Consider the following 25,753-nt stretch of genomic DNA (forward strand, 5'->3'; position numbering starts at 1 on the left):
CCGTATCTCGAGTGACTACGGACAGTTTCACCGCTCGGTCGCGGGTGCGAGGGCACGGCGCGCCAGGGTGAGCCATCGGAGTTGTCCGGCCGCGGATACGGCGTCGTCGGGTGCGGTGGCCAGCAGCAGGATCACATCGTCGACGGTGATATCCGGATAGAGCGAACCGTCACGGTGCGCGGCGGCGACGAGTTGTTCGACTGCGGCGCGGCCACGCTGCTGGATTTCGTGCAGTGCATCCTCGGCCAGTCCTGTGACCGCGAACCTGAGCAGTCGTTCCTGGCGCATATCGATCACGACGGCCTGCAGCAGCGCGACGATCTCGTCGATCGCCGAACCGGTGCCGTCGGTGACCCGGGCCAGTGCCGCGTCCAGCGATCGACCGATTACGGCCGCCAAGTCGGCGACGATGGCGTCGATGAGGTCCTTTTTGGTCGGGAAGTGCCGGTAGAGCGTCCCGACCGCGACGCCCGCCGCCGCGGCGATCTCGTCCATGCCGATGCCGGGGCCACGGTCGATCACGAGGTCGCGGGCGGCCGTGCGGATCGCTTCCCGATTGCGCAGCGCATCGGCGCGCCGGGTGGGGCGTTCGGTCATCGTTCTCCTTGCCCAGAACATGAACTACTGGTTCACTTTAATGGTGAACGCACCGTTCATGTTAGGAGCAACGCTGATGAACAGATGGACCGACACCGAAATTCCCGACCAGAGCGGACGCATCGCCGTGGTCACCGGGGCCAATACCGGACTCGGCTATGAGACGGCGCGGGTGCTGGCCGAACACGGCGCCATCGTCGTCCTAGCCTGCCGCGACACCGACAAGGCCAAGGATGCGGCCGATCGGATCCGCACGCCGGCGCCCGACGCAACTATCGACGTCGCCGAACTCGACCTGGGCGCGCTGACGTCGGTCCGTGAGGCGGCCGCGGCAATCCGCGATCGCTACAATCGGATCGACCTCTTGATCAATAATGCCGGAGTGACCGGCTTGACCGGTACTACGGCCGATGGCTTCGAAATCCAATGGGGCATAAATCATCTCGGCCATTTCGCATTGACCGGACTGCTACTGGACCGGATCGTCGCGGCACCGGCCGGACGCATCGTCACGGTCAGCAGCATCGGCCATCGGTTCGGCCGCATCGACGCCGACGACCCGGCCGTGCCGACCGGAAATGCCTACGCCAGATCGAAACTCGCCAATCTGCTCTTCACCTATGAACTCGACCGCCGCCTCGCGAATACGCGTGCGATAGCCGCAGCCGCGCATCCCGGTGGCGCGAGTACCGAGATCTTCCGCTACTCCCCCGCGTGCTTCCGATTGCCGAATCTCGCCATCGCCCGCCTGTTCGGCCGCACTCCCGCCATGGGCGCGCTGCCCACTCTCCGCGCCGCCACCGACCCGGACGTCAAAGGCGGCGAATATTACGGCCCCGCAGGGCTATTCGAGATTCAGGGCTATCCCGTGCGGGTCGAATCCAGCGCACGGTCGCGCGATGTCCGGCGGCAGGGGCGGCTCTGGGACGTGTCCGAGGAACTGACCGGTGTCCGCTACAGCTTCGGGTGAGGAATGGGACCGGGTGCGCGCTCCGGTCCCGTCGCCATCCGATCAACCCAGCTGATAGCCCTCCCGTGCAAGCGAGAACCAATGTCCGGTACGGGTATTCGCGCACTTCATACCGGAGGTCTGGCTCTCGCAGACCACTTCGCCGGACCGGAACGACTGACCGTAGTCGAGGATCGGCAGACTGCTGTCGCGGATCGTGTCACCGTGGCAGGTGAACCGCGCCGGATCGCCCTGGAACAGCACGATGCGGTCGCCATACGCCTGATAGCAGTTGCTCGGCTTGGCCGGCGCCGCATACGAATGGTCGCCGATCTCGCAGACCGCGCCCTTATCGGCAACCACACAGGTCATATTTCCGGACGGCGACCGAAACCCGTTCGACAGATCCGGCTGCTGCGCCCCCGCCACCCCGAAGGCCAGCATCGACCCGGAAACCGCCGCCAATGCCGCAATACCCACCCGATTCATCATCCGAACTACCCCCCAATTCACGATCCGATGCGGCAGGCCACGCCCGCCGATCGACACCGGACCACACAGAGAAGTTCGCGGATTGCTCGAGAAGCGCATCAATGGCACATGCCACCAGTTCTCCGGGCAGCGGATCTGCCGATACTGAAACCGGTTATTGACAGCAAATGGTCGAGCTGTCAACGTATCGGAGCACATCGGGGTCGTGATCGGCTTGGTGCTCCGGTGTCGGCGAATCGGAGAGTGCTTGATGGGGTTTCTCGAACCCGACCTGCCTGTGGTCGATATGGCGGAGTGGAGCAAGGGCACGCGCAGTGAGCGGATCCGGCCGATGGCGCGGCACTGGGCCGAGGTGGGATTCGGGACGCCGGTCGCGCTGCATTTGTTCTATGTCGGCAAGGTCTGTCTGTATATTTTCGGTGGCTGGCTGATCGCGTTGTCCACCGAGGGGATCGACGGATTCGCGAATGTCGATACATGGTGGTCCGAGCCGATCGTCTTCGAAAAGGTTGTGCTGTATACGCTGCTGTTCGAGGTGGTCGGGCTCGGGTGCGGGTTCGGTCCGTTGAACAACAGGTTCTTTCCGCCGATGGGGTCGATTCTGTATTGGTTGCGGCCCAAGACCATTCGGCTGCCGCCATGGCCGGGCGTCGTACCGCTGACCAAGGGAAACGGCCGTTCGCCGGTGGATATCGCGCTGTACGCGGCGCTTTTGGTGATGACCGTGGTCGCCTTGCTATCCAACGGAACCGGTGCAGTGCCGGAGTTGGATACGTCGGTCGGGCTGCTTCCGGTGTGGCAGATCGTGATGATCCTCGGCCTGCTGGTGCTGACCGGATTGCGCGACAAGGTGATATTCCTGGCGGCGCGGGGCGAGGTCTATGCCACGCTCGCGGTCACCTTCCTCTTCGCCGCCGATATGATCGTCGCCGCGAAGCTGGTCTTTGTCGTGATCTGGATGGGTGCGGCGACATCGAAGCTGAACAAGCACTTTCCGTTCGTTGTTTCCACGATGATGTCGAACAGTCCTGTGTTCCGGCGAAAGTCGCTCAAGCGCAAGTTCTTCGAGAACTTTCCCGACGACCTGCGGCCGGGTCGCCTCTCGCGCATCTTCGCTCACGGCGGCACGGCCATCGAGATGTGTATTCCGTTGGTGCTGTTCTTCTCCCACGGCGGCTGGCTGACGGCGGTCGCCGCATTCGTGATGGTGTGTTTCCATCTGGCGATCCTGACCGCCATTCCGATGGGTGTCCCGCTGGAATGGAACGTCTTCATGATCTTCGGTGTGCTCGTATTATTCGTCGCGCACGCCGATCTCGGCCTCGCCGATCTGCACCACCCGGTGCCGGTGGTGCTGCTGTTTCTGGTCATCGCGGGCATCGTGGCCGCCGGAAACCTTCTCCCGCACAAGATTTCGTTCCTACCGGGCATGCGCTACTACGCCGGTAACTGGGACACAACGATGTGGTGCATCAAACCCTCCGCCGCCGAAAAGATCGGGCGCGGCATCGTCGCGATCGCCAGCATGCCGCAGGCCCAACTGGAACGGTTCTACGGCAAGGACCGCGCCCAGATCCCGATGTTCATGGGATATGCCTTCCGCGCCATGAACACCCACGGCCGCGCCCTGTTCACCCTCGTGCACCGAGCCATGCCATCCGACCGCGAGGACGAATACACCCTCACCGACGGCGAACGCATCTGCAGCACCGCCCTCGGCTGGAATTTCGGCGACGGCCACATGCACAACGAACAACTCATCACCGCGATGCAAGAGCGCTGCCATTTCGAACCCGGTGAAGTCCGCGTAGTCATACTGGACGCCCAACCCATCCACAGACAAACCCAGTCCTATCGCCTGGTCGACGCGGCCACCGGCGAATTCGAACGCGGCACAGTAAATGTCGCCGACATGGTCACCCGCCAACCCTGGGCCGACGACGTCCCCGTCCACGTCACCCAAACCGACCGCGACTGATCGGATGGTCGCAGCGCCTGCGGATCGTCACTCGAGCTCATTGAACGGGCGCACGGCTTCTACCCCTAGTTCGACGCGAGTGGCGGCGATGAACTCGTCCTGTGCGGTCCACAACTGCTGGAACAGCTTTGGCGGAATTTCGTTCGCACCGTGGTTCGCGCGTGCTGCCGCGACTTGACGTGCGGCTGTGAGTATTTGCAGTCCGGTCGCAACTGTCTGTTCCGACTTGCACACGATCCGCAAGGCGACCCACGCGGACTCGAGTCTCTCCTTATACGGCCGCCCGGCTTCGTCGAAAAACGGCATCAGCTCGTCGGGTGCCTCAGGATGCGGAACGGCCGAGATGAGTGCGGTCGGCTCGAGCGCAAAGGCGACATACTGCCGGTATGCCGATGCGAACTCGTTGTAGGTCGACAGCCTGATATCTCGCCACTCGCGCTGGTGATCACGGTGCCATTGACGTTCTTGATTCCGGATCGTCAGCCACCCGCCGAGCACGACTCCCAGCAGCACGGCCAGTGCGGATATTGCAGGTCCCAACACGCCCACGCGTCCCTCCCACGAGCTACGACAAGCATGAAACACGGAGTGCCCCAAGGGAAAGGAACAATAACTCGTCGCGCCCTCGGGTGTCCGTATTCTGGGTTCATAGCGGCAGATCGGCCGGGGGCAAGCGAGGAGGGCCACGAAATGCGCAGTCTGGAAATGCGGTATCGCGATCTCGTTGAGGAAGTCGAGCGAGTCGACCATGCGAAGGTCAGTGCCGATCAGCTCACCGAGCTGTATCGCCGTTTGGACCAGCTCGACTGCGAACTACGAACTACGGTCGCGCATGGGTTGCGCCGCGAGCAGCTCACCCGGCTCAGCGAGGTGGCAGCGGACAAACTGAGCACGAGGGAGGCGCACGCCAAGGTTGCCCGTGACGTGGCGCAGGCGGCTGTGGCGCGACAAGCCCAGGCTGCCCAGTCCTCGATCGCAAGCAGATCGCAGGCCAGGAGCTATCGTATGTAATCCACGATTCCGCTCGGCCGTTCGGCGCACGCAGGCCCGTTGATGTAGACCTGTACCGAGGCGACATCGACGAGGAGACAGGCCATGAACGTCAATGCGGGACGCGTCCGATGAGCGGTGAGCCGCTGGTGCTGTTGCACGGTGTGGCGATGTCGGCGCGGGTCTGGGATCCGTTGATTCCGAAGCTGTCTGCCCGATACCAGGTGCTCGCGCCGACCGCGCTGGGGCATCGGGGTGGGGCGGTGGTGTCGCGGCGCCCGGTGCGGATCACCGACTTTGTCGACGAGGTCGAACGGCTGCTTGATGAAAATGGTTGGGCGACAGCACATCTGGTCGGTAATTCGCTCGGCGGGTGGACCGCCATCGAGTTGGCACGGCGGGGTCGTGCGCGTACTGTCTGCGCGCTCTCACCCGCCGGATTCTGGGATGCGGGCGGAGCCGGGCATGCCGATTCTTCCGCCACCATCGCGCGCAACGTCACCTTCGCGCGCCTGACCCGGCCGCTCGCACCGCTGACGCTACGGTCATCGCTGGTGCGGCGGTTGGCCTTGCGGGTCATCGCCGAACACGGCGATCGCCTCGGACCATCGGCAGCCGCGGGCATCGTCGCCGATCTGCTCGGCTGTACGGTCACCGATGATCTGCTGAACACCCGAGATGCGATCGCGGATTTCGAGCGACTACCTTGCCCGGTCACCGTAGCCTGGTCGCAGGCTGACCACATCTTTCCGGTGGCGGTCAACGGCGCGATCGCCCAGCAGCGCCTGCCGGGTGTCACCTTCGAGGTTCTGCCCGGTGTCGGGCACGTTCCGATGATCGACGACCCCGAGTTGGTCCTGCGCACCATCCTGACCTGCACCGCAACCGGGGCGGATGCATCCTCGGAAACCCCCTGACTCGAGCGCCGTGCGAATCGCCCACGCCCACAACCAGAATCAGCACCGCCGAGGCGCCTGCCTTTGACGGCCGAGGCTATCGTCGTTAGTTTTGTGTCGTGTCTGGTACTCCGCGCTTTCCTGGACTGAAGTCGGCCGATGCGGATTGGTTGGTGCAAACCGCGTTGGCGGTCGGTGCGGAACGAGGGTTCCCGCCGCTGGCGGTAGCAATTGTCGACCTTGCAGGCGAGGTGATCGCCCTGCGGCGAGGCGACGGCGGTATGCCCATGACCAGCCGAATCGCGGTGGCGAAGGCGCGCACCGCGCTACTTGCACTGCGGCCCTCCGGCCAGATCGAACTGCCCGGCGGGATCGTCGACAGCATCCAGCACCTCTACGGCGGCGACTTCGTCCCATGGGCTGGCGGTGTCCTGATCACCGACGGTGACTTGATCCTCGGCGCCGCAGGCGCATCCGGAGCCCACGCTCTCGAAGACGAAGCGGCCGTGCAATCAGCGGTGCAGCGGTGGCAGGACAACCGTTCCGCTGAATAACCGCGGGATGCGTACAAACCATCTCTCCGGTTCCCGGGAGATTGAAGCCACACGACCGCTACGGAACCTCTACGCTGCGACTACGGACCGACGATTACGGGTCGGCGAATCGCGATGATCGTGACCAGATGGACAGGGGTCGAGGTTAAAGTCATGCGCTTGGCGGCTCTGCGTGTGACGCAAAAGGAGTTCGCCGAGAAAATCGGGTGAACTCTGGCCGGAGAGTATGCGGCAGCGATGGATACGCTCTTGGGGCGCCTCGATGAACACCAGCGTCAGCGGTTCGAGGCGAGCATGACGGATATCCCCGGCCAGCCGACGGCTCCCCCAACCCCGCTTCGATCTCTCGACGCCGGCGGCTTCGAGACCGGCCTCGAGATTGCTGCACGAATGCAGCGACTCGGGGACCTCCACGCCGATGACGATACAGCTGCGGTTTTGGCGCTCACCATCGATGATCTGGTCGAGCGTTACGAGCTCGAAGGCCCGCGTGTTCTCGCGCCGGAGGCGGTCGCGGCGCGGCGACGAGTTGAGGAGTTGCTGCAGCAGCGGCGCCATCCGGCGCAGATCGCGCACCTCTACCGGCTTGCGGGACAGTTGTCCGGTGTCCTCGGTTATATGGCGGTCAACCGAGGGATGTTCGGCCGCGCCAAGATGTATTGCCGAGAGGCATCTGCCATCGCGACACGTACGGAGGACCACGATCTGCAAGCTTGGGTGCTCGGCACCGAGAGCTTCTGCGCCTATTACGAAGGGCGCTTCACAGAGTCGGTTGTGCTGGCGCGCGAAGGGATCCGCCTGTCGGGCCAGCGTCCTCAATCAATTCGCCTGTACTCGAATGGCCTTGCCCGTGCGCTCGGCAAGCTGGGCGACGCGGCTGGAGTCGCCGAGGCGATCGACCGCGCGACCGAGATAGCGACCGGACACAAAACCGGGCTGGGCCTGACACCGGCACTGACGTTTGCCCCATATGGCGAGGCTCGACTGATGGCAAACGCGGCGACGGCGTATCTGTCGGCTGGCGATTATGAGCAGGCCTTGCAGTTCGGTCAACATGTCGAAGATCGAGTCGACGAATCCGACTCGGTCTGGAGCCGGTCCCTGGTCCGTCTGGATGTTGCGACCGCGCTCATTCAGCGACAGCCCGTAGAGGTCGAGCAGGCCGTGCAGTTAGGGATGGAGGCGCTGGCTGCATCTAGTGACCGGCCGATCCGGTCGGTATGGCAGCGTGCGCACGAATTGGGCGACGTAATCGGGGCGGTATCGACTTCGGCGTCGAGGGACTACTTGCGGGCCCTGCACGATTGGTCTTCGTCGGCGCGATCTTTCGCCGCGCCAGCGGGTGGCTAGCGCGCGAACGGGATGATCGTGTGGTCGCGCCAGACGTACTGTCTGCCATCGCGTCGCAGTTCGACAAGGTGCACATCCTGGACCTGAACCGTCACCGGTGCGAGGCCCCGCAGCTGTTCGACTGCGTCGACGAGACCGTTGGCCGCCTGTTGTTCGTTGATGTAGGCGATTCCGAGATGTGGTCGGAATTTTGATGTTTCAGCCAATTGGCTGCTCGGACGCATCGCAGTGGTGCATTCCCTGAGTGACCGGTGGAGGTCGAGCAAAGGATCCCATGGTGCAACCGAAAATCTGATGGCACTGCGAGATCCAGCGAGAGGGCCGACGCTCAGTTCGAATGAATCGACCCCAGCAAGCCGCTGACGAGCGAGTTCGGTCAGTCGAGTGAGCTCGGCGTCGGATACCTGATCGGTGTTGCCGATGCTCAGTACGGTGAGGTGCAAACTGTTCAGCGGCACGTGGTCGAGGGTGTCGGTTCCGAGTTGAACCTGGCACTTCGAGGCCAGATCGGCCAGCGCCGGATCACTGAACGTCAGGTACCAGTAGTAGCCGCAACGGTCCGGCGCCCACCCCTTCAACGTCCAGTGGTCATGGAGTTCGGTCAGCTCGCGGAACGCCGACCAGTCGTTGCTTCGGATGATGCCGGGCTCTGATGTCGACGTCGGACGCAACGAGGGAAACGGGAGTTTCGACGTGCCGGTCACGGCCTGTCAGCCGATCCAGTCGGCAAGCAGCTGATCGCTTCTGCCGGTGCGGATTTCGGATTCGAGCCAGGTGTTGACGACGACGTTGAAGAGGGTGTCGCCCTTGGGTAAGAGGTAGGCCTTGGGGGCGGAGTCGAAGGGGGTGTCGGGGTGTAGGACCTGGAGGGTGGGGTGGGTGCGTTGGCGGTAGCGGCCCTCGACCGAGTCGGTGACGAACACGTCGGCATTGTGTTGTTCGAGCTGGTCGTAGATGGTGAGGTTATCGGGCCAGATGGTGAGTTGGGCTTCGGGAAAGTTGGTGCGGGCGAAGGCTTCGTTGGTGCCGCCGCGGTTGACGATGACGCGGACCTCGGGGCGGTTGATCTGGTCGACGGTGGCGTAGTCGGCGGCATCGGCGCGGCGAACGACGGGGGTCTTGCCGTCGATGGAGGTGGGGATGGAGAAATCGGCGACGACACGGCGGGCAGGGGTGTCGGAGATGCCGCCGACGGCGATATCGCAGCGTGCGAGGAAGTCGTCGGTCAGGGTTGACCAGGTGGTCGGAATCCATTGCGGGACAACATGCAAGGTCGCGGCCAGGTCGGTGGCGAGAGTGATGTCGACGCCGCGGTAGGTGCCGTCGTCTTCGCGCAGGGTGTAGGGCGGGTAGTCACCGGTGGTGCAGACGCGCAGCACGCCTGACTGCTGCACGGTGGCCAGATGCGAAGTCTCCTGTGCGGTCGCGACGGGCGCGGTGGCGAGCAGCCAGCTCAGGGTCGACAGGACGGCTAGCGGCAGATATCGAAGCGGTCGGCGCATCGGGACAGGCTAACCGACCTGATAGTCGGCTGAGAACCCGACGATTGGGACACTTCCCAGCCGGTGCCGACCGTTGATACTGGTAGCTGCCACCCACGAAGGAGTTCGACATGACCCTTATCGGCACCTTGCTCGGGTTAGCCCTGACGGTATTCATCCTGCTGCTACTCGCCCGGCTGGTACTCGATTGGGTAGGCGTGCTCGCCGATGGCAGGCACCCTCAGTGGGTGAATCGCGCCCGCGACCTGAGCCATTCCGCGACCGAACCGGTGATCGCCCCGGTGCGCAGGTACCTGCAGCCGGTCCGGCTGGGTGGACTCTCCATCGACCTGGCGTTCACCGTGGTCTTCATCGTCGCCCTGGTCCTGCGTCAGATCTTCTTCAGCCTGTAAGTGATGGAACCCATCGCCTACGGCCCGCACCGCGACCAGGTGGCCGACCTGTACCTGCCCGCCGCCGACGGTCCGGCACCGCTCGTGGTGGTGCTGCACGGCGGATTCTGGCGGGCGCAGTTCGACCGCGAGCATGCCCGGCCGGAGGCGCAGGCACTGGCCGCACTGGGCTACGCGGTCGCCAACCTCGAATATCGCCGGGTCGGTGCCGGCGGCGGTTGGCCGACAACCTTCGACGATGTCGCTCGGGCACTCGATGCTCTGCCCGGATTGATCGAAGATGCACGGCCGGGCCGCATCGACCAGGACCGCATCCTCTACATCGGACATTCCGCAGGCGGGCATCTGGCGTTGTGGGCGGCACTACGGCATCGGCTGTCGAACGAAAGTGCTTGGCACACAGAGGTTGCGCCGCGAGTGGCCGGTGTCGTGGCCTTGGCACCGGCGGCGAATCTGGTCGATGCCTATCACCGTGGCAATGGCCAGGGCGCGGTCGCCGAATTGCTCGGCGGCGGGCCGCGAGACTTTCCCGAGCGCTACGCCGCCACCGACCCCTCGGTGCTCGGCACCGCTGACATCCCCATCGTTGTCGTACACGGTGATCGGGACCAACGCCTGCCGATCGAAATGGCGCGCGAGTACTGCGCGAAATCCGGCGCCGAACTCGTGGAGTTGCCCGGCATCGGACATTTCGAACTCATCGATCCCGATTCCACCGCATGGCCTTTCGTCGTGCAGGCACTGCGTCGCTGCCTCGACCGACCCGGCCGGATTCACACGTGAATACCGAGCGCCCCCGCGGCCGCACCACTGAGCTGATCGGTCACCCGCGCAGCTGACCAATGCTGGAAGACCGTGAGGTCGTAGACAACTCGCTCATCGAAGATCGTGATCCACAGCAGGACCGCGTAGGTCAGATCGGGCTGGGTCGTTTTACCCTGGTGGACAAGGGCTTCCAGCACATCGGCCAGGATGTTGTGCAGCGCCGTAATGGATTCGTCTCCGGCGGCGAGCCGTTCGATGAAGCCCTTGTGGCTGCGGATATGACGGACCGCGGGGCCCCACCGCCGGGCTTGGTCGACCCAGGTGCGGCAGAACCGTTGGAAACGCTCGATCGGATCCAGCGCGGGATCGATGGCGGCGAAGGCCTCGAGGAGTTGTTCGATCGCGCGCCGATGGAATGCCTGCATGGCATCCTGCGGCGTCGCGAAATGCCGATACGCCGTCGCGACGCCGACCCCGGCCTCGGCCGCGAGTTCCGGGATCGAGAAACCGATCCGGCCCTCGTCGAGCAGGCTGCCGACCGCGTCGACCAGCACCGATCGGCTGCGCTGCGCATCGCTGCGGGTATTCACGGTTGGCACGCCTCCATCCTGCCCGCTGGTCGGCCCCGGGTGACACCGAACCCAATCGGCATGCCCGAGTAGAGAAGATCTTCTCAGTTCGCTACGCTACTAATTGAGAAGATCTCCTCATTTGGGAGGGCGGATGCGGACAGCAGCTCCGGGGGTATTGCTCGTGCTGATCATGGCTCAGCCCAATATGGCGACCGGCATGATGCCGTATTACCGCCATGCCTGGGATCTGGCCCCGCTGCTCATCACCGTCATATTCGCGGCGTACCTGTTCGCACTGACCCCGACGCTCACCTTCATCGGTACTCCACCCGCACGGCAAGCGTGGTGGTGGCGGATCGGGGTGGGCAGTGCGTGCAGTATCGGCGCGGATATCGCTATGAGCCTTGCCGATTCGGCCGGACCCGCGTGTGTGGCGCGGGTGCTCGCGGGACTGTCGGTCGGCCTGGTCACCGGTTCGCTGGCCGGACTCATTCTGGAACGAAATGGCGAACGCGGGCGCACCGCGATGGCCACCGCCACCGTGCTCGGCTCGGCCCTCGGCACCATCGCCGCGGCGTGGGTCGCGCAATACCTTCCAGCGCCGGGCGTGACCGTCTATGTCGGTCATGCGGTGTTGCTCGGTGGTGTCGCGCTCATTGTGATCACCGATCGATCACCCGGACATCGAGTCGGCGCGACGCGCGCAACGCAGCCGCAATCGAACGAGCCTCGAATAGCGGGTCATCTCAACGGAATTGCCGCGTGGGTGTCCGCGGGTCTGGTCGTCGCACTGCTGCCCAGCTACGGTGCCGAACTGCTTGGCACCACCAACCTGCCTCTGCTGGCCCTGCCGGTCAGCCTGTATCTGGTCAGCGCGTGGGTGATCCAGCGGGCGGTACCGCCGGGGAGGCTGCCCGGCGAACCGATCCTGGCCCAGCTCATCATCATTGCCGGTGTCGCCGTCGCCGCGGCAGTCGCGATCGCGCCGAGCCTGCCGCTGCTGCTGGCGGGCGCGGTGCTCGCCGGCAGCGGCCAGGGCATCGCCTACCGGACCGGGCTGCGCATCGTCAGCGCCGCCACCCCGCCCGACCAGCACGCCCGCATCGCCGCGCGCTATGCCGCCGTGGCATATCTGTGTGCGGCCGTGGCCACCATCGGATTCGGCGTCGTCGCCACCATCGGCACAATGCAGCACGCCGTCATTACCGCCGCGATCGTGCTGCTCGCCGTCGCGGCGGCCACCACGACCGTCCGCAAGTACGCATACACCCGACAGCCCGAAATACGAACCGCCACAACCGCATAATCGAAATCGACTCGGAAGATATTCGAATCTCTTTGCGCAGCGACCGGCTGCGCAATTCGGCGTGCCGAATTGTGTTCATCACCAATCGATTTCACGATTATTGCGAAACAGATACGTTACCTGAGTTCACCGGAACACAAAGGTCCACTGATTCACTGGATTACAGCCCGGACCGAAGAGTACCGGGCACTGCATACCGAATAGTGAACGGACCGTTGATATGGCCGCACCGACCCAGCTTCGCCGAGCCGCATTCCACCGACCGGATTCGCATTCCAGCGCAACACCGCGTCCGACCGAACACTCAAACGCACACTCGGCCGTTTCGATCTGGTGGCCATGGGGGTCGGCGCCATCGTCGGCGCCGGCATCTTCGTCACCACCGGCGTCGCCGCGGCAACCAAGGCGGGTCCGGCCATCATGCTTTCGTTCGTGCTGGCCGGGGCGATCTGTGTGCTCGTCGCGCTGTGTTACAGCGAACTCGCAGCGATGACACCGATTTCCGGCAGTGCCTACACCTACACCAGGGCGACGCTCGGCGAATCGACCGCATTCCTGGTCGGCTGGAATCTGCTGCTGGAATACGCGGTCGCCGCTGCCGCGGTCGCCATCGGCTGGTCCGGACTGTGCACCGCGATGCTGGATTCCCTTTTCGGCGTGACACTTCCACCTGAAATAACCTCGGGACCAGCCGACGGTGGTGTCGTCAATCTGCCCGCGCTGCTCGTCACCGCCGCAATAGTCGGCGTGCTGATATTCGATGTGAAACTAACCGCCGCCGTCGTGAAAACACTGGTGGCGGTGACGATTGCCGTATTGATCGTGGTGATCGCCATCGGCGCACCACATATCAGCACAGCCAATTGGGCACCGTTCATGCCGTTCGGCGTCAATGGCATAGCCGCGGGCGCGGCACTGGCATTCTTCGCCTATCTCGGCTTCGATATCGTGGCGACCTCCGCGGAGGAAACCCGCAATCCGGCACGGGATCTGCCGTGGGGCATCATCGGCTCGGTCGTGCTCGCCACCGGCCTGTATGTGGCGGTCAGCGCCGTACTCACCGGTGTGGCCCCATACCCAACCCTGAACAATGCGGCGCCGGTCGCGACGGCGCTCGCGGCCATCGGCGCGGGCTGGATCGGCAAGGTGATCCTGGTGGCCTCGGTGCTCGCGCTCACCAAGGGCCTATTGATGCTGTGCTACGGCCAAACTCGGTTGATCTTCGCGATGAGTCGCGACGGACTGCTACCGGGCGCGCTCTGCCGCACCAACCGCCGGGGTGCGCCGGTGCGGTTGAGTCTGGTGCTCGGCACCTGCGTCGCCGCGGTCGCGGCGCTGCTGCCGATCGGCACCGTCGCCGAGCTGGTGAATATCGGTGCGCTGTTCGCCTTCGTTGTGGTCGCCCTGGGTGTGGTGATCCTGCGCCGCACCGATCCGGATCGGCCGCGCCCGTTCCGGGTGCCGCTCATGCCGCTGGTGCCGATCGTGGCAATCGCCGGATGTGTCTGGCTCGCTACCACATTCGAGGGCCTGACCTGGGTGCGCTTCGCCATCTGGAGTGCGCTGGGCGCGGCCGTCTACTTCGGCTACGGCCGCAGTCATTCCCTTGCCCCAACCCAGGAAGGTGCCGCCGAATGACCATGCAGCTCGACAGCATGTACCCGACCAGAGTCGATTTCGGGACGCTGGACGAGATCCACCGCGCCGCACAGAACGTGCTGCCGCGCGAGGTATTCGATTTCGTGGAAGGCGGTGCGGGACAGGAGATCACACTGCGGGACAACCGTGCCGCCTTCGACGGGTGGCGGATTGTGCCGGAGCCGATGAGCGGGGTGGCGAATCCATCCACCCGCACCGAACTACTCGGCATGAAGCTCGAAACCCCTATTCTCACCGCACCATTCGGTGGTGATGCGATGTTCCACACCGACGGACATTTGGCGGTCGCGCGCGCCGCACAGCGGCACGGGACCGTTTCGATCGTGCCCGAGGCGGGCAGTTACTCCTACGAGCAGGTGAAATCCGCCGCGCCGGAGGCGGCCGACATCGCCCAGCTGCATCCGTTCGCGCACGCGCCCGCCGTCGCCGATCGCATTCGCCGCGCCGGATATTCCGCGCTCTGCGTCACGGTCGACTGCCCCATCGGCGGCTTCCGCACCCGCAATATGGGTAACCGGTTCGACCCGGATATGCGGCATTTCGCGGGCAACCTGACCGGCCGCGATGGCGCGCCCGGGGTCGCGGAGGTCTTCGGGCAGTTGCTCAAACATGGTGCGACGGCATGGAACTGGGATGATCTCACCCAGGCGGCGAAGCAATTCCGGCTGCCGTGGATCGCCAAGGGCGTGCTCACCACGGAGGCGGCCGAACGCGCCATCGCCGCAGGCGCTTGCGCGATTATCGTGTCCAATCATGGTGGTCGCCAAGTCGATCCGGCCCCTGCGAGCCTGACCGCGCTCCCCGGTATCAGGGCCGCAGTCGGCGCCGACCTGCCGATCCTGTTCGACAGCGGAATACGCACCGGCAGCGATGTTTTCCTCGCATTGGCGCTCGGCGCGACCGCGGTGGTGATCGGACGATCGGCGCTCTACGGTCTGGCCGCCGCCGGCGAGGCCGGGGTGAGCCGGGTGCTCGAACTGCTCACCGACGAACTCCGCACACTGATGACCCTGGCGGGCGCGGCAACCATCGACCGCCTCGACACCACCCGCCTCGTCCGCACCGAATACTTCGGGGCCGAATCATGAACGTGCCCTTCCCCGCCGCTCGCCGCGGCTCCGGCCTGGTCTTCACCTCTGGACTAGCCGCCATCGACCCGACGACCTCGACGCCGACCCATACCACCTTCACCGCCCAGGTCGAATCCGTCCTCGACCAACTCGACAAGGCGCTGATCGAAGCGGGCAGCTCCCGCGAACGCACCCTCAAACTCGACTGCTATCTGGCCGACCGCCAATGGTTTCCGGAATGGAATGCCGCATTCGCGGCCTTCTTCGGTACCGAAGCACCGGCCCGGACCACCACCGTCACCACGCTGCCCATCGAAGGGCTGCTCATCGAAATCCAGGCCATCGCCATCGCCGATTAGCCCGTATATCAGGAGGATCCGTCATGACCGCCGCAACGACCACCGTCGCCTTCTTCAATCAGAACCCCGCACCCGGACTCACCGTACGAGATGTCATCGAAGGTCAAACCGCCGCACAGCTGGTGGTCGCCGCCGACGATTGGGGTTGGTGGGCAACGCTGTTGAACGGCGATTCGATCGCGCCGACCAGCGGTATCCAGCACGCCGTCACCGACGGTCTGGTCCGTGCTGGATTCCTCAACCAGCGCGGGCACCGCTACCAGCTCACCCACGCCGGACACGATATCGCCAAGAACCGCGGCTTCATTCGAGTCTCGACGCGTGGCTGGGAGCCGACCTTCCGGCAGCTCGCCACCTGCGCCGATCAGTCCCACATCCCGGCCGCCACCGAACCGGGCGAGGTATCGCGCGGCTGCACCGATATCTCGCGGCGTCGCCCGGAAATCCTGCGCGGCATCGGAAAGGCCATAGCCACAGCGGGTCCCGGGTGCACCGTGGATCTGGGCTGCGCGGGCGCCGGTCGGGTGCTCGCGCTCGCGGCGCTGGCTCCCGAGGAGCGCTTCGTCGGCGTCGATATCGAGGCCGAGGTGATCGCCGCGGCCGCGGCCGAGGTCCGTGATGCCGGTCTGGCCGATCGGATCACGGTGCTGCCCGGCTCGGTGCAGCCCGAGGCGAGCGAGCCCGCATGGCTCGCCGCCATCGACCGGGACGCGGTAACCACCGCCATGTCGTTCTTCCTGCTGCACCAACTCGCCAGCGACGGTGGCGGTATCGCGGCCGTACTACGGGAGTGGATGCGCTGGTTCCCGAATCTGCGCCGGTTCGTCATCGGCGACGGCTACCTGCTGGAGGCACCGCAGTGGTCCGGGCAGCCGTGGTTCTCGCCGACCTACGAGATCTACCACACCATCACGGGCGTCCGGTTGTGGACGAAGGAGGAGTACGAGGCGGCCTTCACCGAATTGGGTTGGACCATTACGCATTCCTTCGACGACCACACCATGCTGGTCACCTCGATTCTGGAGCGCGCGGCATGACTGCGTTGACCGAACGCATCGATGCGCGTGCGGCGGTACTCGAGCTCTACACCGTCGACGAGACCGGACACACCGGACACCGCCCGCTCGGCGTCGTGCACGCGACCAGCCTCGACGACGTGCTCGCCACCGTCGAATGGGCCAGGCATACTCGCACCCCGATCATCGCCCGCGGCGCGGGCACCAGCCTCGAGGGGCATCTGCTATCCCGTGGCGACGAAGTCGTGCTGGATCTGTCCGGACTGGACGCGATCCTCGACATCTCCCCCACCGACTTCACCGCGACCGTGCAGCCCGGTGTCACCCGCACCCGACTCAATGCCGCCGCGGCCGAATTCGGCTTGCAGTTCACCGTCGATCCCGGCGCCGACGCCAGTCTCGGCGGGATGGCCGCCACCAATGCCAGCGGTACCACCAGCGTCCGCTACGGCGGGATGCGCGCGAATGTCCTTGCCATGCAGGTGGTTTTCGCCGATGACACGGTGGCCAGATTGGGGCGGCCGGTGCGCAAATCCAGCAGCGGTTACGACCTGAAGGATCTGCTCATCGGATCGGCGGGCACACTCGGTATCATCACCGAACTCACTGTGCGATTGCATCCGATTCCGGAATGGCTACGGTCGCTGCGTATTTCGTTCCCCAGTGTCGAGCGCGCGGTGGCGGCTGCGGTGCAGATGCTGGGGTCGGCGCTACCGTTGAGCCGACTCGAACTCATCGACGCCCCCAGCATGGCAGCGATCAATGCCTACCGCGGCACCCGATATCCGGTGGGGCCGACGCTGTTGATCGATATCGCGGCGACCTCGGCCGCCGCCGCGGCATCGGACCAGAACGGCATATGCGAGCTCGCTGCCGACAACGGTGCGGTGGAAACCGTTGTGGCCCAGTCCCATACCGCCCGGCACGAGCTTTGGGAGGACCGGCACACGCTGTTCTTCGCGCTCAAGGCCCGGCATCCGGGCCACCAGTTCCTGGTCACCGATACCGCGGTGCCGTACTCCCGGATCGCCGATGCCGTGGCAAAGGCCGAAGAGCTTGCCGCGCAACTGGGTCTGGACGTCGCCATCGCCGGACATATCGGTGACGGCAATGTGCACGTGGCCGTGCCCTACACCGACGACACCCTCGAGCGAGCGCGACGCTTCTCCGATCAGGTTGTCCGCCAAGCGCTCTCACTCGGCGGTACCGCATCCGGCGAACACGGCATCGGCTTGGCCAAGAAGCAGTACCTGCGCGCCGAACACGGTTCGGCGGTGGAGGTGATGGCGGCAGTCAAACGTGCGCTGGACCCGCTCGGCCTGCTCAATCCGGGCAAGATCCTCGACTGACCCGCTGCGATCAGATCTTGCGGGCCACACCACCGTAAGCACCGGATTCCTCGGGCGCGGCAGCGATCTCGTCCGGATTGTCGGGCCACCACAGGGGCAGATGTACCAGTCCGGGTTCGACCAGCGACCACCCGTCGAAGTATGCGGCGATCTCGTCCTTGGACCGCAGCACGATCTCGGTCGAGGTACGGCCGGAGAGCTTCTGCGCCTCCAGCACCTCGTCGGGCTGTCCATCGGAGGTGGCGTGGGTGATCGCGAGGAAGCTACCCGGCCCCACCGCATCTCGCAGGGTGGCAACGCAACCGAGTGGATCGGCATCGTCGGCGACGAAATGCAGCACCCCGAGCAGCAGCACCGCGACCGGCTGGTCCAAATCGATCAGCTTCGCGACCTGTGGGTCCGCCAGAATCGCATCCGGTTGGCTGATATCGGCCTGGACGACCGCCGTGCGCGGATCCTCGTCGAGGATGGCGCGACTGTGCGCGACCGCGACCGGATCGATGTCGACATAGACCACCCGCGCCGACGGATCGCGCTGCTGAGCGACCTCGTGCACATTGCCGACCGTCGGAATCCCGGACCCGATATCGAGGAACTGATTCACCCCCGCATCGACGAGGAACCGCACGCACCGCCGCAACAGATCCCGATTCGCCCGCATGGTCTCGGCGACATTCGGCGTGAATGCCTCGATCTGTCGCGCCAACTGTCGATCGATCTCGAAATTGTGCATACCGCCGACGAAATAGTCGTACACCCTGGACGCACTCGGCCGATCCAGATCGATACCCTCGGGAGCCCAGCTCGGTCTGGTCATGAAAACCTCTCGTACCGCCCATATTTCGATCGCCCCCACACCGGCGAAACCGCCGCCATCGTATACTGGACGTCCCCACCACGCGCGCCGCCGAAGGTACTGGATCTGCCGCCGCGACCCTGGAGCAGAACTCCTCCAGCAGCGACTTGTGGTCGAAATCCGATCGCGCATGTTCATCGTTGTGCGAGTATCACCGAGACCAGCGGTCACACTGCACAAGTGTGCGTCGAAGACGACTGGGAACAGCGCTGTCTCCCACCATCATCGGTCGGAGATGCGCTGTAGGATCAGGTCTCATGGGTTGGGAAGCCGGGCCCGGTTCAGGAGACGGCTCGCGCGGCGACCTGACCGGACGCTGGACTGCCGCGCTGACAGGTGGGGCGCGCGATCATGTGGTACCGATGAGTGCGGGTGAGGCACGCATGCTGCTGACGCAGCTGGCTATGGAGTTCGAAACAGCAACGCGGACAACCGAATCCGCTGATCGGGTCGCCGAGTTGGGTGCGGAGCTGGCGCGGTCGCATTTCGTCGGCGACGAGGTGCTCGGGCGCAGCATCGCGGCGCTCAGCGCGCATTTCACCGAAGCGGGCACCATCGCGGCGGATCGGCTGCCAGAACTGCTGGCAGCCTTCACAAATGGGTATATCCGCGCATTCCGGGCGTGGCTGCTGGCCGAGCAGGAGAGTGTCCGCGCCGCCGAAATCGCCGCCCGACGCGCCGTCGCCGAACAGTTGCGCGCGAGCGAGGCGCGGCTGCGATACCGCGCCCACCACGATCATCTGACCGGCCTGCCGAACCGGACGAAATTCATCGAAACGCTCGCCGCCGCCTTCGCCGATCCGAGCGCCGACTTCGGCCTCTGCTATATCGACCTCGACCATTTCAAGCTCGTCAACGACACCTTCGGGCACGCATTCGGCGACCAACTGCTCATCCAGGCCGCCACCCGCCTACGCGCCTGCGCCCAACCCGGCCAATTGGTGGCGCGCATGGGCGGCGACGAATTCGTCATCCTGGTCCCGCAATCCCAGGAACCCGTGGCCTCGGTCGCGAAGCACATGCTCGAGGCATTCACCAAACCGTTCGACATCGACGGCCACCACCTCACCGTCACCGCGAGCATCGGCGTCATGGAGAGACGCACCGAACACACCACCGCCGATGAACTCCTGCAGGCCGCCGACACCACGATGTACTGGGCAAAGGCCGCGGGTCGCGGCCGTTACGCCGTCTTCGACGCCGATCGCGGCCGCCGCGAACACACCCGCGCCGAACTCTCGGCAGCCATGCCCGCCGCCCTGCTCCGCGACGAACTCTTCCTGGACTACCAGCCCATCGTCGCCCTCACCGACCAGCGGATCGTCGCGGTGGAGGCGCTGGTGCGCTGGCGGCATCCACATCTCGGCGTACTCGCCCCGGCGCAGTTCGTGGATCTCGCCGAGGACAACGGCCATATCGGCGCATTGGGCGCGCAGGTGCTCGAACGGGCGTGTCGCGACAGCCGGGACTGGCACGACCGGTTTCCGGGCCGGACGCCGGTCGTGAGCGTCAATGTTTCCGCCGCCGAGGTCGCCGACCCGACCTGGCTGGATCGGGTTCAGGACGTCATCGCCGAGACCGGCATCCCACCGGATCGGCTACAACTCGAACTGACCGAGCGGGCGTTCATGCACACCACCGGTCGCCCGCTCCAGGCATTACGCACGTTGTCCGAGGCGGGGGTTCACATCGCCATCGACGATTTCGGCACCGGCTACTCCAATCTCGCCTACTTGGGCCAACTTCCGCTCGATGTCGTCAAACTCGCGGGACCGTTCATCCGCTGCATTCGCACCCCGGAATCCCCCGGTGCCACCGATCGGCTGGTGCTCGAATCCATTGTCGAACTCACCCACGCCCTCGGCTTCACCCTCACCGCCGAATGCGTCGAAACGCAATATCAGGCCGATCGGCTGGAATCGCTCGGCTGTGACAGTGCTCAGGGCTGGCTTTTCCATCGCCCCATGCCCGTCGAGCAGATCACCGAACTACTGACCAGGTGATGGCGTCAGATTCGTTGTGTCGCATGAGCATTGACCAATGCGAACAGGAATTCCGTTGGCACGTCCGGCCATTCGGGATGCCACCGTCCGGCGAGCTGATCTTCGTGCACGGCTGCGAGTGTGGCGACGACATGTGGTCCCCCGTCCAGCAGATAGCGGACCGATCCGAGTTCGGCACACTGGGCTGTTACCGTGGCCAGCAAGGTCTTTGCCGCATCGGTGCGACCAGCGGCGGCGAGGCAGGCGATCAACATTCGGCGTGCCTTCAGCAATTCCCTCGGCCGCTTTACGGATTCGAGCAGATCAACCCATTCCTGGGCCCATGTGCAGGCGAGTTCGGTCTTCTCCGGTACTTCCGCGGCGAGCAGCAGCCGGATCGCGGTGAATTCCTCGTACAGTACGGTGAATTCGTCGATCGCGTCGACCGGCTCGCGGCGATTTCCGTATTCGACAACGGGCAGCGGACCGAATTCCGGATGCGGCGGCAATCCGAGTCGCAGCCGCTCGTTCTCCACCTCGGCGCCCAGCCGCGGCAATGACATCGAACGCGCGACGCGCGCACCCTCGTTCAATCGGCGAATCGCGGCCGCGCGATCACCTCGCAATGCTTTGATACGGGCCCCGACGACATAGCGCGCCAATTTGAAATCGACGACACCCGCCTCGGGCCCCAGCTTGTAGCCCTCGTCGAGCAGTCGCTCCGCATCCGCGACTTCCCCACGCTCATATAGCAATTCGCCGAGCAGGGATCCCGCCAGCCGAGCGCCGTAGGAATGGCTGCCGCCGGATTGCTTGGCCACCTTCATCGCCTTGCGGAAATACTTCTCGGCACCGGCGATATCGAGTTGCAGGCTCGCGGCCAGCCCGAGAAAGCACAGGCCGTGAATGTTGTTGTAGAAGCCCTTGTTCCGGCGCATATAGGGTGCGGACCACTCCTGGATGCGCAGCGCCTCCTCGAAGTCGTAGCGATAGCCCGCGGTGAAGGTCGCGACATTCGCTCCGATCGCCACCACGTAGGGTGACAGTTCCTCGGCGCGAAGAAAGCAGGGCGCCAGCAAATCGTCGACTCCGGCCAGCGCGTCCGCTCGTACCGCGACCACCGCATGCACCACACCGGCCTCGGCCCGCAGTCGCGCGATGCCGCCTTCGTCGAGTTCACCGAGATCCAGCGTCGATTCCGCAAGGCGCAGTGCACGTTCGGCCGGCGCGGCCCGGTGCAGCAGGATATTCGCCCATGCCAGATCCAGTTGCAGCCGAGGATGGGTTTCGATGATGGTGGCGGGCAACTTGTTGACCAGACCGATGAGACTGGCGAACTGCCCGTATTCGAGCAAAGACATCCCGTCCCGCTCGACGATCTCGATGGCCCGCTGCTCGTCCCCCGCCAGCAGGGCGTGATCGACCGCCTCGCTGACATGCCGATGCTCGGCCAGCCACCGTGAAGCCACCCGGTGCAATTCGGTGATTCGTTCGGGCCGATCGCGTTCCAGCCGCTGCTGCAGGAAATCCTGGAACAGGTGGTGATATCGGAACCAATTGCCGTCATCGAGCTTGCGCAGGAACAGATCCTGGAGTTCGATATGCTCCAGCATCGCCTGCCCGTCCGGTACGCCGGTCAGCGCCGAGGCGAGTTCACCGCAGATCCGCGGCGTGATCGAGGTCGCCACCATGAAGTCGAGCGTTCCGGGTTCGAGGGTGTCCAGGACGTTCTCGACCAGGAACTCGCTGATGGCATGGTGGCGACCGGTGAGATGGCTGATCAGCTCGCCGGGATCGTCACTGCCGCGCAATGACAGTGCCGCCAATTGCAGTGCCGCGACCCAGCCTTCGGTGGATTCGGTGAGATCTTCGACATCGGCGCGATCGAGGTCCAGTCCGCCCAGCTCGACCAGAAAGGTATACGCCTCCGCGACATCGAAGCGTAATGCGGTGGGACCGATTTCGACCAGCTCGTCGCGAGCCCGCATCGAACTCATGGGCAGTCCGGTCTGACTGCGGCTGGTGATCACCAGATGCAGTGTGGGACTGCAGCCTTCGAGCAGAAAGCGCAGTGCCCGGGTGGTGGCGGGATCGGTGGCGCAGTGCCAGTCGTCGATGACGACCACGAGTTCTTCACCGCGCCGGTCGATATCGTTGATCAGCGATGTCAGCACAAAGCGTTCGGATTCGTCGCCGTGCTCCTCGAGCAGTTCACCGAGCTCGCGCGCGAGCGAAGGTCGTGCGGCGCGAATGGCTTCGATCAAATGAGAAAGGAACCAGACGACATTGTTGTCGTCGTGATCGACTGTCAGCCAGGCCACCGCAACGCCCTCGGCGGTCAGCGCCTCACACCATTGGGCGGCGAGGGTGGTTTTGCCGAATCCGGTGGGACCGTGGATGACCGCGAGCCTGCGGTTGCGACCGGCGCGCAGCAGCGCGATCAGGCGCCGGCGGTCGACCAGCGGACGGTTGGCCACCGGCGGCCGCAAGCGGGTGGCGGGCACGGGTGGGGTGATGGTCGATGACGTCGCCGAGGTGCGGCGGCGGCCGGAGGTGGGCGTCGGTGACGGCCGCTGTCCGGCGGGTTCGGCGGCGGCCAACGGGACCGGCATATCGTCGGGCGGCAGGCCGTGCCGCTCCTGGATCTCGCGCAGTTGTGCACCGAATTCTGCTGCGCTGGAGGGCCGTTCCGCACGCTCGCGGGACATCGCGCCTTCGATGGCCGCGGTCACGTCCGGTGGCAGGCCCGCCTCGCCGAGATCCGGAATCGGCTGTTTGGTGATGCGCAGGAACTGGGCCACCAACTGCTCACCGTTGCGTCGCTCGAAGACCGCGTGACCGGTGCAGGCACAGAACAGGGTCGAGGCCAGGCTGTAGATATCGGATGTCACGTCCGGGACATGGCCTTGCAGCACCTCGGGCGCGGTGAAGGCGGGCGAACCGGTAATCGTGCCCGCGGTTGTCTCGAAGCCGCCGACCAGCCGGGCGATGCCGAAATCTGCCAGCTGCGGTTCACCGTATTCGGTGAGCAGGATATTGCCGGGTTTCACATCGCGGTGCAGCAGGCCGCGTCGATGCGCGGTCTCCAGTGCGCCCGCGATTTTCACCCCGATATGTAGCGCGTCCTGCCAGCCGACCGGACCGTGCTCCTGGATGCGGGTGTCCAGTGAGCCGTGCGGGTGGTACGGCATCACGATGTAGGGCCGCCCGGTCGCGGTGGAGCCGACCTCGAAGACGCTGACGATATTGGGGTGTCCCGACAGCTTGCCCATGGCGAGCTGTTCGCGGACAAAACGTTCGAGGTTCTCCGATTCCAGATCGGCGGTGAGCACCTTGATCGCCACCATGCGCTCGAGCGCGGGCTGGGCACATCGATAGACAACGCCGAATCCGCCACGTCCGATCTCGGCGGCATCGGTGAACCCGGCGGCGGCCAGCTCTGCCGCGAACCCTGAGGTGAGGTCGCGTTGCGTGGAAAGCGGATCGATATGCGACACGACGACCCCGATTACAACTACCAGCCAGCTACTTCGAGCATATTCCCGTCGCGACGATTCCGCGCGCGCTCGGTAAGATGCCGCCGCATTTGCCTGCGGTGCAGGCGATCCTGGTCACCGAATGTCCGGACCGCCGAAACTATTCGCGCAGCGCACTCCAGGGGCTACCCGTTGGCGAACTGTGTCACGATCCGTCCTCGGTGAGCCAGAATCCGGTTCGCTCGCGCCACAGGTCGAGCAGGGCGCGGTCGCCGCTGATTTCGAGCGTGCCGAGTGCTGGGCGGTGGTAGACGAACCGCAGCAGATCGGCGACGGTACCGCGGACGATCACGGATGCTGCTTCGTCGGCGCGGCGCCAAGTGGGGACCGGGCCGGTCAGATCGACAACCCAACTGTGGTTCGGCGTATGAAATGACAGCAGCCGATCCGCCCTCAGCAAACCGGGCCGACCGTCTTGCGGTTCATAGGCTTCGGGCGAGGCGGCGACCTCCAGCCACTCTTCGAAGCCGTCTGCCACCACGTCTTCGGGCACGTCGAGTTCTGCCTTCGCCGCCGCGGCGTCCCAACCGTGCACGACCGCCTCGTGCACTGCGCGCCGCGCCCAGAAGACCGTCGTACCACCGGGTCCCGGCGTCCAGACCTTCGTCTCGGGCCCGGCGGCCGACAGGGTTTCGGCCAGCCGGGTCGCACCTTCGGCAAGCCATGGCACGACCGCGCTCGGATGGTCGGACAGGTCGTTGAACTGTGCGTCCGAGACCGGCTCCGCAGCGCGGGTGCGCACGATCGTCTCCATCCAGCGGTGGTAGCCACCGACGTGCCGTAACAACTGTCCGAGATTCCATCCCGGGCAGTCCGGCACCGGAAGCGTCGGATCGGCAATTTCGACGAGCGCTGCGAGCGTGCCGGTCTGCCTTGGGATTTCGGCACAGAGCCGGGCGAAGTTCAGCAAACGCCTACCCTTCGGCGATGGCCGCGAGTCGGTCGATAGAGGCTTGGAGTTTGTCGGACGTGGTGGCACGGGCGCGTGGGAGCCGGTTCTCGTCGGTCAATCGCGACCAGTCGTAGGTATGCGTGACCCGAGTGTGCGCCGCGTCCACCGGCTCGAGCTCCCAGCGCCACAGGTGGCCGGGTGGTTCGCTCGCCGGTTCCGCAGGCAGCCAGGCGATCCGGCGACCCTCTTCGAATTCCACGATGTGGTTCTCGCGGATATGGCCCCTGGTGGTGGTCATGGCGAAGATATCGCCGACCTCCTTGACGCGTTGGCCCGCCGGGGCTTCGGCCAGGTTGTCGTTGCCGTCCCACCGCGGCTGTTGCGCGGGATCGGCAATCAATTCGAAGATTTCATCCGCACCGGCCGCGATCTCCCGGCTGGCGGAAACAATGCGTGGCACCTCGCTGTCGTCGGTCATACCATGATCGAAGCATCCGAGCCCGACTCTCGCCAAGTGGTATGCCAGCTGTCCCATCACCGGACCGGCACCCGACGGCGCCGGTGATCCCCTTCGCCGACGGACATCAGCGGCAGTTGCCGAGGCTCATCGCGGGACCCTTCCGCTACCAGAACCTACGCGGAGCAGTATCTGCGTGCGGCACAACAACATTCGCAGGTTCTGGGAGAGCAG

25 protein-coding genes are annotated in these 25,753 nt (G+C 65.0%); 15 read left to right on the top strand and 10 right to left on the bottom strand.

Annotated features, from left to right (window positions below; genetic code table 11):
* Positions 1–27: 27 nt before the first annotated feature.
* Positions 28–597 carry a TetR/AcrR family transcriptional regulator gene (locus ACIBW7_RS29195; protein WP_397051790.1) on the bottom strand — a complete coding sequence of 190 codons (570 nt, stop codon included), beginning with the start codon at positions 595–597 and terminating at the stop codon, positions 28–30.
* Between the two features lie 76 nt (positions 598–673).
* Between ACIBW7_RS29195 and ACIBW7_RS29200 the strand changes: the two genes are divergently transcribed.
* Entirely contained in the window at positions 674–1,567 is an 894-nt protein-coding gene (locus ACIBW7_RS29200) for an oxidoreductase (RefSeq protein ID WP_397051792.1), read from the top strand.
* 42 nt (positions 1,568–1,609) lie between these two features.
* Here the strand turns inward: ACIBW7_RS29200 and ACIBW7_RS29205 are convergent, their stop codons facing one another.
* Positions 1,610–2,038, bottom strand: a complete 429-nt coding sequence (locus tag ACIBW7_RS29205) for a DUF6636 domain-containing protein (RefSeq protein WP_397051794.1) — start codon at positions 2,036–2,038, stop codon at positions 1,610–1,612.
* A 250-nt stretch (positions 2,039–2,288) separates the two neighbouring features.
* Between ACIBW7_RS29205 and ACIBW7_RS29210 the strand changes: the two genes are divergently transcribed.
* Positions 2,289–4,016: a DUF3556 domain-containing protein gene (locus ACIBW7_RS29210; protein WP_397051796.1), complete on the top strand. Its 1,728-nt coding sequence runs from the start codon at positions 2,289–2,291 to the stop codon at positions 4,014–4,016.
* Between the two features lie 27 nt (positions 4,017–4,043).
* Here ACIBW7_RS29210 and ACIBW7_RS29215 read toward each other — a convergent pair whose 3' ends face one another.
* Complete coding sequence (locus ACIBW7_RS29215) at positions 4,044–4,565, bottom strand: hypothetical protein (RefSeq protein WP_397051798.1); 522 nt, start codon at positions 4,563–4,565, stop codon at positions 4,044–4,046.
* A 141-nt stretch (positions 4,566–4,706) separates the two neighbouring features.
* Here ACIBW7_RS29215 and ACIBW7_RS29220 point away from each other — a divergent pair, with 141 nt between their 5' ends.
* The 4 genes from ACIBW7_RS29220 to ACIBW7_RS29235 all read left to right on the top strand — a co-directional run bounded on the left by ACIBW7_RS29220 (position 4,707) and on the right by ACIBW7_RS29235 (position 7,806).
* Positions 4,707–5,027 (top strand): hypothetical protein, encoded by a 321-nt coding sequence (locus ACIBW7_RS29220; protein ID WP_397051800.1) that lies wholly within the window; start codon positions 4,707–4,709, stop codon positions 5,025–5,027.
* Positions 5,028–5,137: 110 nt separating this feature from the next.
* Positions 5,138–5,923 carry an alpha/beta fold hydrolase gene (locus ACIBW7_RS29225; protein WP_397051802.1) on the top strand — a complete coding sequence of 262 codons (786 nt, stop codon included), beginning with the start codon at positions 5,138–5,140 and terminating at the stop codon, positions 5,921–5,923.
* 98 nt (positions 5,924–6,021) lie between these two features.
* Positions 6,022–6,456: a heme-binding protein gene (locus ACIBW7_RS29230; protein WP_397051804.1), complete on the top strand. Its 435-nt coding sequence runs from the start codon at positions 6,022–6,024 to the stop codon at positions 6,454–6,456.
* Positions 6,457–6,693: 237 nt separating this feature from the next.
* Positions 6,694–7,806, top strand: a complete 1,113-nt coding sequence (locus ACIBW7_RS29235) for a hypothetical protein (RefSeq protein WP_397051806.1) — start codon at positions 6,694–6,696, stop codon at positions 7,804–7,806.
* On the opposite strand, the gene ACIBW7_RS29240 is transcribed toward ACIBW7_RS29235, so the two are convergent.
* Both ACIBW7_RS29240 and ACIBW7_RS29245 read right to left on the bottom strand, forming a co-directional pair.
* Positions 7,803–8,510 carry a 2'-5' RNA ligase family protein gene (locus tag ACIBW7_RS29240; RefSeq protein WP_397051808.1) on the bottom strand — a complete coding sequence of 236 codons (708 nt, stop codon included), beginning with the start codon at positions 8,508–8,510 and terminating at the stop codon, positions 7,803–7,805. The genes ACIBW7_RS29235 and ACIBW7_RS29240 overlap by 4 nt on opposite strands.
* 6 nt (positions 8,511–8,516) lie before the next feature.
* On the bottom strand, positions 8,517–9,308 hold the full coding sequence (locus ACIBW7_RS29245; RefSeq protein ID WP_397051810.1) for a transporter substrate-binding domain-containing protein: 792 nt from the start codon (positions 9,306–9,308) through the stop codon (positions 8,517–8,519).
* A gap of 110 nt (positions 9,309–9,418) precedes the next feature.
* Here ACIBW7_RS29245 and ACIBW7_RS29250 point away from each other — a divergent pair, with 110 nt between their 5' ends.
* Both ACIBW7_RS29250 and ACIBW7_RS29255 read left to right on the top strand, forming a co-directional pair.
* Positions 9,419–9,700 carry a YggT family protein gene (locus ACIBW7_RS29250; RefSeq protein WP_327097804.1) on the top strand — a complete coding sequence of 94 codons (282 nt, stop codon included), beginning with the start codon at positions 9,419–9,421 and terminating at the stop codon, positions 9,698–9,700.
* A 3-nt stretch (positions 9,701–9,703) separates the two neighbouring features.
* Complete coding sequence (locus ACIBW7_RS29255; protein WP_397051813.1) at positions 9,704–10,483, top strand: alpha/beta hydrolase family protein; 780 nt, start codon at positions 9,704–9,706, stop codon at positions 10,481–10,483.
* Here the strand turns inward: ACIBW7_RS29255 and ACIBW7_RS29260 are convergent.
* Positions 10,474–11,064, bottom strand: a complete 591-nt coding sequence (locus ACIBW7_RS29260; RefSeq protein ID WP_397051815.1) for a TetR/AcrR family transcriptional regulator — start codon at positions 11,062–11,064, stop codon at positions 10,474–10,476. The genes ACIBW7_RS29255 and ACIBW7_RS29260 overlap by 10 nt on opposite strands.
* 124 nt (positions 11,065–11,188) lie before the next feature.
* Here ACIBW7_RS29260 and ACIBW7_RS29265 point away from each other — a divergent pair, with 124 nt between their 5' ends.
* The 6 genes from ACIBW7_RS29265 to ACIBW7_RS29290 all read left to right on the top strand — a co-directional run bounded on the left by ACIBW7_RS29265 (position 11,189) and on the right by ACIBW7_RS29290 (position 17,796).
* Positions 11,189–12,343 carry a hypothetical protein gene (locus ACIBW7_RS29265; RefSeq protein WP_397051817.1) on the top strand — a complete coding sequence of 385 codons (1,155 nt, stop codon included), beginning with the start codon at positions 11,189–11,191 and terminating at the stop codon, positions 12,341–12,343.
* 252 nt (positions 12,344–12,595) lie between these two features.
* Positions 12,596–13,981 carry an amino acid permease gene (locus ACIBW7_RS29270; protein WP_397052379.1) on the top strand — a complete coding sequence of 462 codons (1,386 nt, stop codon included), beginning with the start codon at positions 12,596–12,598 and terminating at the stop codon, positions 13,979–13,981.
* Positions 13,978–15,090: an alpha-hydroxy acid oxidase gene (locus ACIBW7_RS29275; protein WP_397051819.1), complete on the top strand. Its 1,113-nt coding sequence runs from the start codon at positions 13,978–13,980 to the stop codon at positions 15,088–15,090. Before ACIBW7_RS29270 ends, ACIBW7_RS29275 begins: the two co-directional genes overlap by 4 nt.
* Positions 15,087–15,431 (top strand): RidA family protein, encoded by a 345-nt coding sequence (locus ACIBW7_RS29280; RefSeq protein WP_397051821.1) that lies wholly within the window; start codon positions 15,087–15,089, stop codon positions 15,429–15,431. Before ACIBW7_RS29275 ends, ACIBW7_RS29280 begins: the two co-directional genes overlap by 4 nt.
* A 23-nt stretch (positions 15,432–15,454) precedes the next feature.
* Positions 15,455–16,468, top strand: coding sequence for a hypothetical protein (locus tag ACIBW7_RS29285; protein WP_397051823.1), 1,014 nt, complete (start codon positions 15,455–15,457; stop codon positions 16,466–16,468).
* Complete coding sequence (locus ACIBW7_RS29290) at positions 16,465–17,796, top strand: FAD-binding oxidoreductase (protein WP_397051825.1); 1,332 nt, start codon at positions 16,465–16,467, stop codon at positions 17,794–17,796. The genes ACIBW7_RS29285 and ACIBW7_RS29290 overlap by 4 nt, the downstream gene beginning before the upstream one ends.
* A 10-nt stretch (positions 17,797–17,806) precedes the next feature.
* On the opposite strand, the gene ACIBW7_RS29295 is transcribed toward ACIBW7_RS29290, so the two are convergent.
* Positions 17,807–18,613 carry an SAM-dependent methyltransferase gene (locus ACIBW7_RS29295; RefSeq protein WP_397051827.1) on the bottom strand — a complete coding sequence of 269 codons (807 nt, stop codon included), beginning with the start codon at positions 18,611–18,613 and terminating at the stop codon, positions 17,807–17,809.
* 296 nt (positions 18,614–18,909) lie between these two features.
* Between ACIBW7_RS29295 and ACIBW7_RS29300 the strand changes: the two genes are divergently transcribed.
* Positions 18,910–20,655: a putative bifunctional diguanylate cyclase/phosphodiesterase gene (locus ACIBW7_RS29300; RefSeq protein ID WP_397051829.1), complete on the top strand. Its 1,746-nt coding sequence runs from the start codon at positions 18,910–18,912 to the stop codon at positions 20,653–20,655.
* A gap of 5 nt (positions 20,656–20,660) precedes the next feature.
* Here the strand turns inward: ACIBW7_RS29300 and ACIBW7_RS29305 are convergent, their stop codons facing one another.
* From ACIBW7_RS29305 to ACIBW7_RS29315, 3 genes are all read right to left on the bottom strand, one after another.
* On the bottom strand, positions 20,661–24,131 hold the full coding sequence (locus ACIBW7_RS29305; RefSeq protein ID WP_397051831.1) for a protein kinase: 3,471 nt from the start codon (positions 24,129–24,131) through the stop codon (positions 20,661–20,663).
* A gap of 184 nt (positions 24,132–24,315) precedes the next feature.
* Positions 24,316–25,080, bottom strand: a complete 765-nt coding sequence (locus tag ACIBW7_RS29310) for a maleylpyruvate isomerase family mycothiol-dependent enzyme (protein ID WP_397051833.1) — start codon at positions 25,078–25,080, stop codon at positions 24,316–24,318.
* A gap of 4 nt (positions 25,081–25,084) precedes the next feature.
* Entirely contained in the window at positions 25,085–25,540 is a 456-nt protein-coding gene (locus tag ACIBW7_RS29315; protein WP_397051835.1) for an SRPBCC family protein, read from the bottom strand.
* Positions 25,541–25,753 lie beyond the last annotated feature (213 nt).

Origin of the sequence: Nocardia sp. NPDC049526 (assembly GCF_044465765.1) — a bacterium.
In the GTDB taxonomy this organism is placed as follows: Bacteria; Actinomycetota; Actinomycetes; order Mycobacteriales; family Mycobacteriaceae; genus Nocardia.

Bases quoted from the DNA above. Each gene is read 5' to 3' on its own strand.
- ACIBW7_RS29195 (WP_397051790.1), bottom strand. From the start codon at position 597: ATGACCGAACGCCCCACCCGGCGCGCCGATGCGCTGCGCAATCGGGAA.
- ACIBW7_RS29200 (WP_397051792.1), top strand. From the start codon at position 674: ATGAACAGATGGACCGACACCGAAATTCCCGACCAGAGCGGACGCATC.
- ACIBW7_RS29205 (WP_397051794.1), bottom strand. From the start codon at position 2,038: ATGATGAATCGGGTGGGTATTGCGGCATTGGCGGCGGTTTCCGGGTCG.
- ACIBW7_RS29210 (WP_397051796.1), top strand. From the start codon at position 2,289: ATGGGGTTTCTCGAACCCGACCTGCCTGTGGTCGATATGGCGGAGTGG.
- ACIBW7_RS29220 (WP_397051800.1), top strand. From the start codon at position 4,707: ATGCGCAGTCTGGAAATGCGGTATCGCGATCTCGTTGAGGAAGTCGAG.
- ACIBW7_RS29225 (WP_397051802.1), top strand. From the start codon at position 5,138: ATGAGCGGTGAGCCGCTGGTGCTGTTGCACGGTGTGGCGATGTCGGCG.
- ACIBW7_RS29235 (WP_397051806.1), top strand. From the start codon at position 6,694: ATGGATACGCTCTTGGGGCGCCTCGATGAACACCAGCGTCAGCGGTTC.
- ACIBW7_RS29245 (WP_397051810.1), bottom strand. From the start codon at position 9,308: ATGCGCCGACCGCTTCGATATCTGCCGCTAGCCGTCCTGTCGACCCTG.
- ACIBW7_RS29250 (WP_327097804.1), top strand. From the start codon at position 9,419: ATGACCCTTATCGGCACCTTGCTCGGGTTAGCCCTGACGGTATTCATC.
- ACIBW7_RS29255 (WP_397051813.1), top strand. From the start codon at position 9,704: ATGGAACCCATCGCCTACGGCCCGCACCGCGACCAGGTGGCCGACCTG.
- ACIBW7_RS29265 (WP_397051817.1), top strand. From the start codon at position 11,189: ATGCGGACAGCAGCTCCGGGGGTATTGCTCGTGCTGATCATGGCTCAG.
- ACIBW7_RS29275 (WP_397051819.1), top strand. From the start codon at position 13,978: ATGACCATGCAGCTCGACAGCATGTACCCGACCAGAGTCGATTTCGGG.
- ACIBW7_RS29280 (WP_397051821.1), top strand. From the start codon at position 15,087: ATGAACGTGCCCTTCCCCGCCGCTCGCCGCGGCTCCGGCCTGGTCTTC.
- ACIBW7_RS29285 (WP_397051823.1), top strand. From the start codon at position 15,455: ATGACCGCCGCAACGACCACCGTCGCCTTCTTCAATCAGAACCCCGCA.
- ACIBW7_RS29290 (WP_397051825.1), top strand. From the start codon at position 16,465: ATGACTGCGTTGACCGAACGCATCGATGCGCGTGCGGCGGTACTCGAG.
- ACIBW7_RS29295 (WP_397051827.1), bottom strand. From the start codon at position 18,613: ATGACCAGACCGAGCTGGGCTCCCGAGGGTATCGATCTGGATCGGCCG.
- ACIBW7_RS29300 (WP_397051829.1), top strand. From the start codon at position 18,910: ATGGGTTGGGAAGCCGGGCCCGGTTCAGGAGACGGCTCGCGCGGCGAC.
- ACIBW7_RS29315 (WP_397051835.1), bottom strand. From the start codon at position 25,540: ATGACCGACGACAGCGAGGTGCCACGCATTGTTTCCGCCAGCCGGGAG.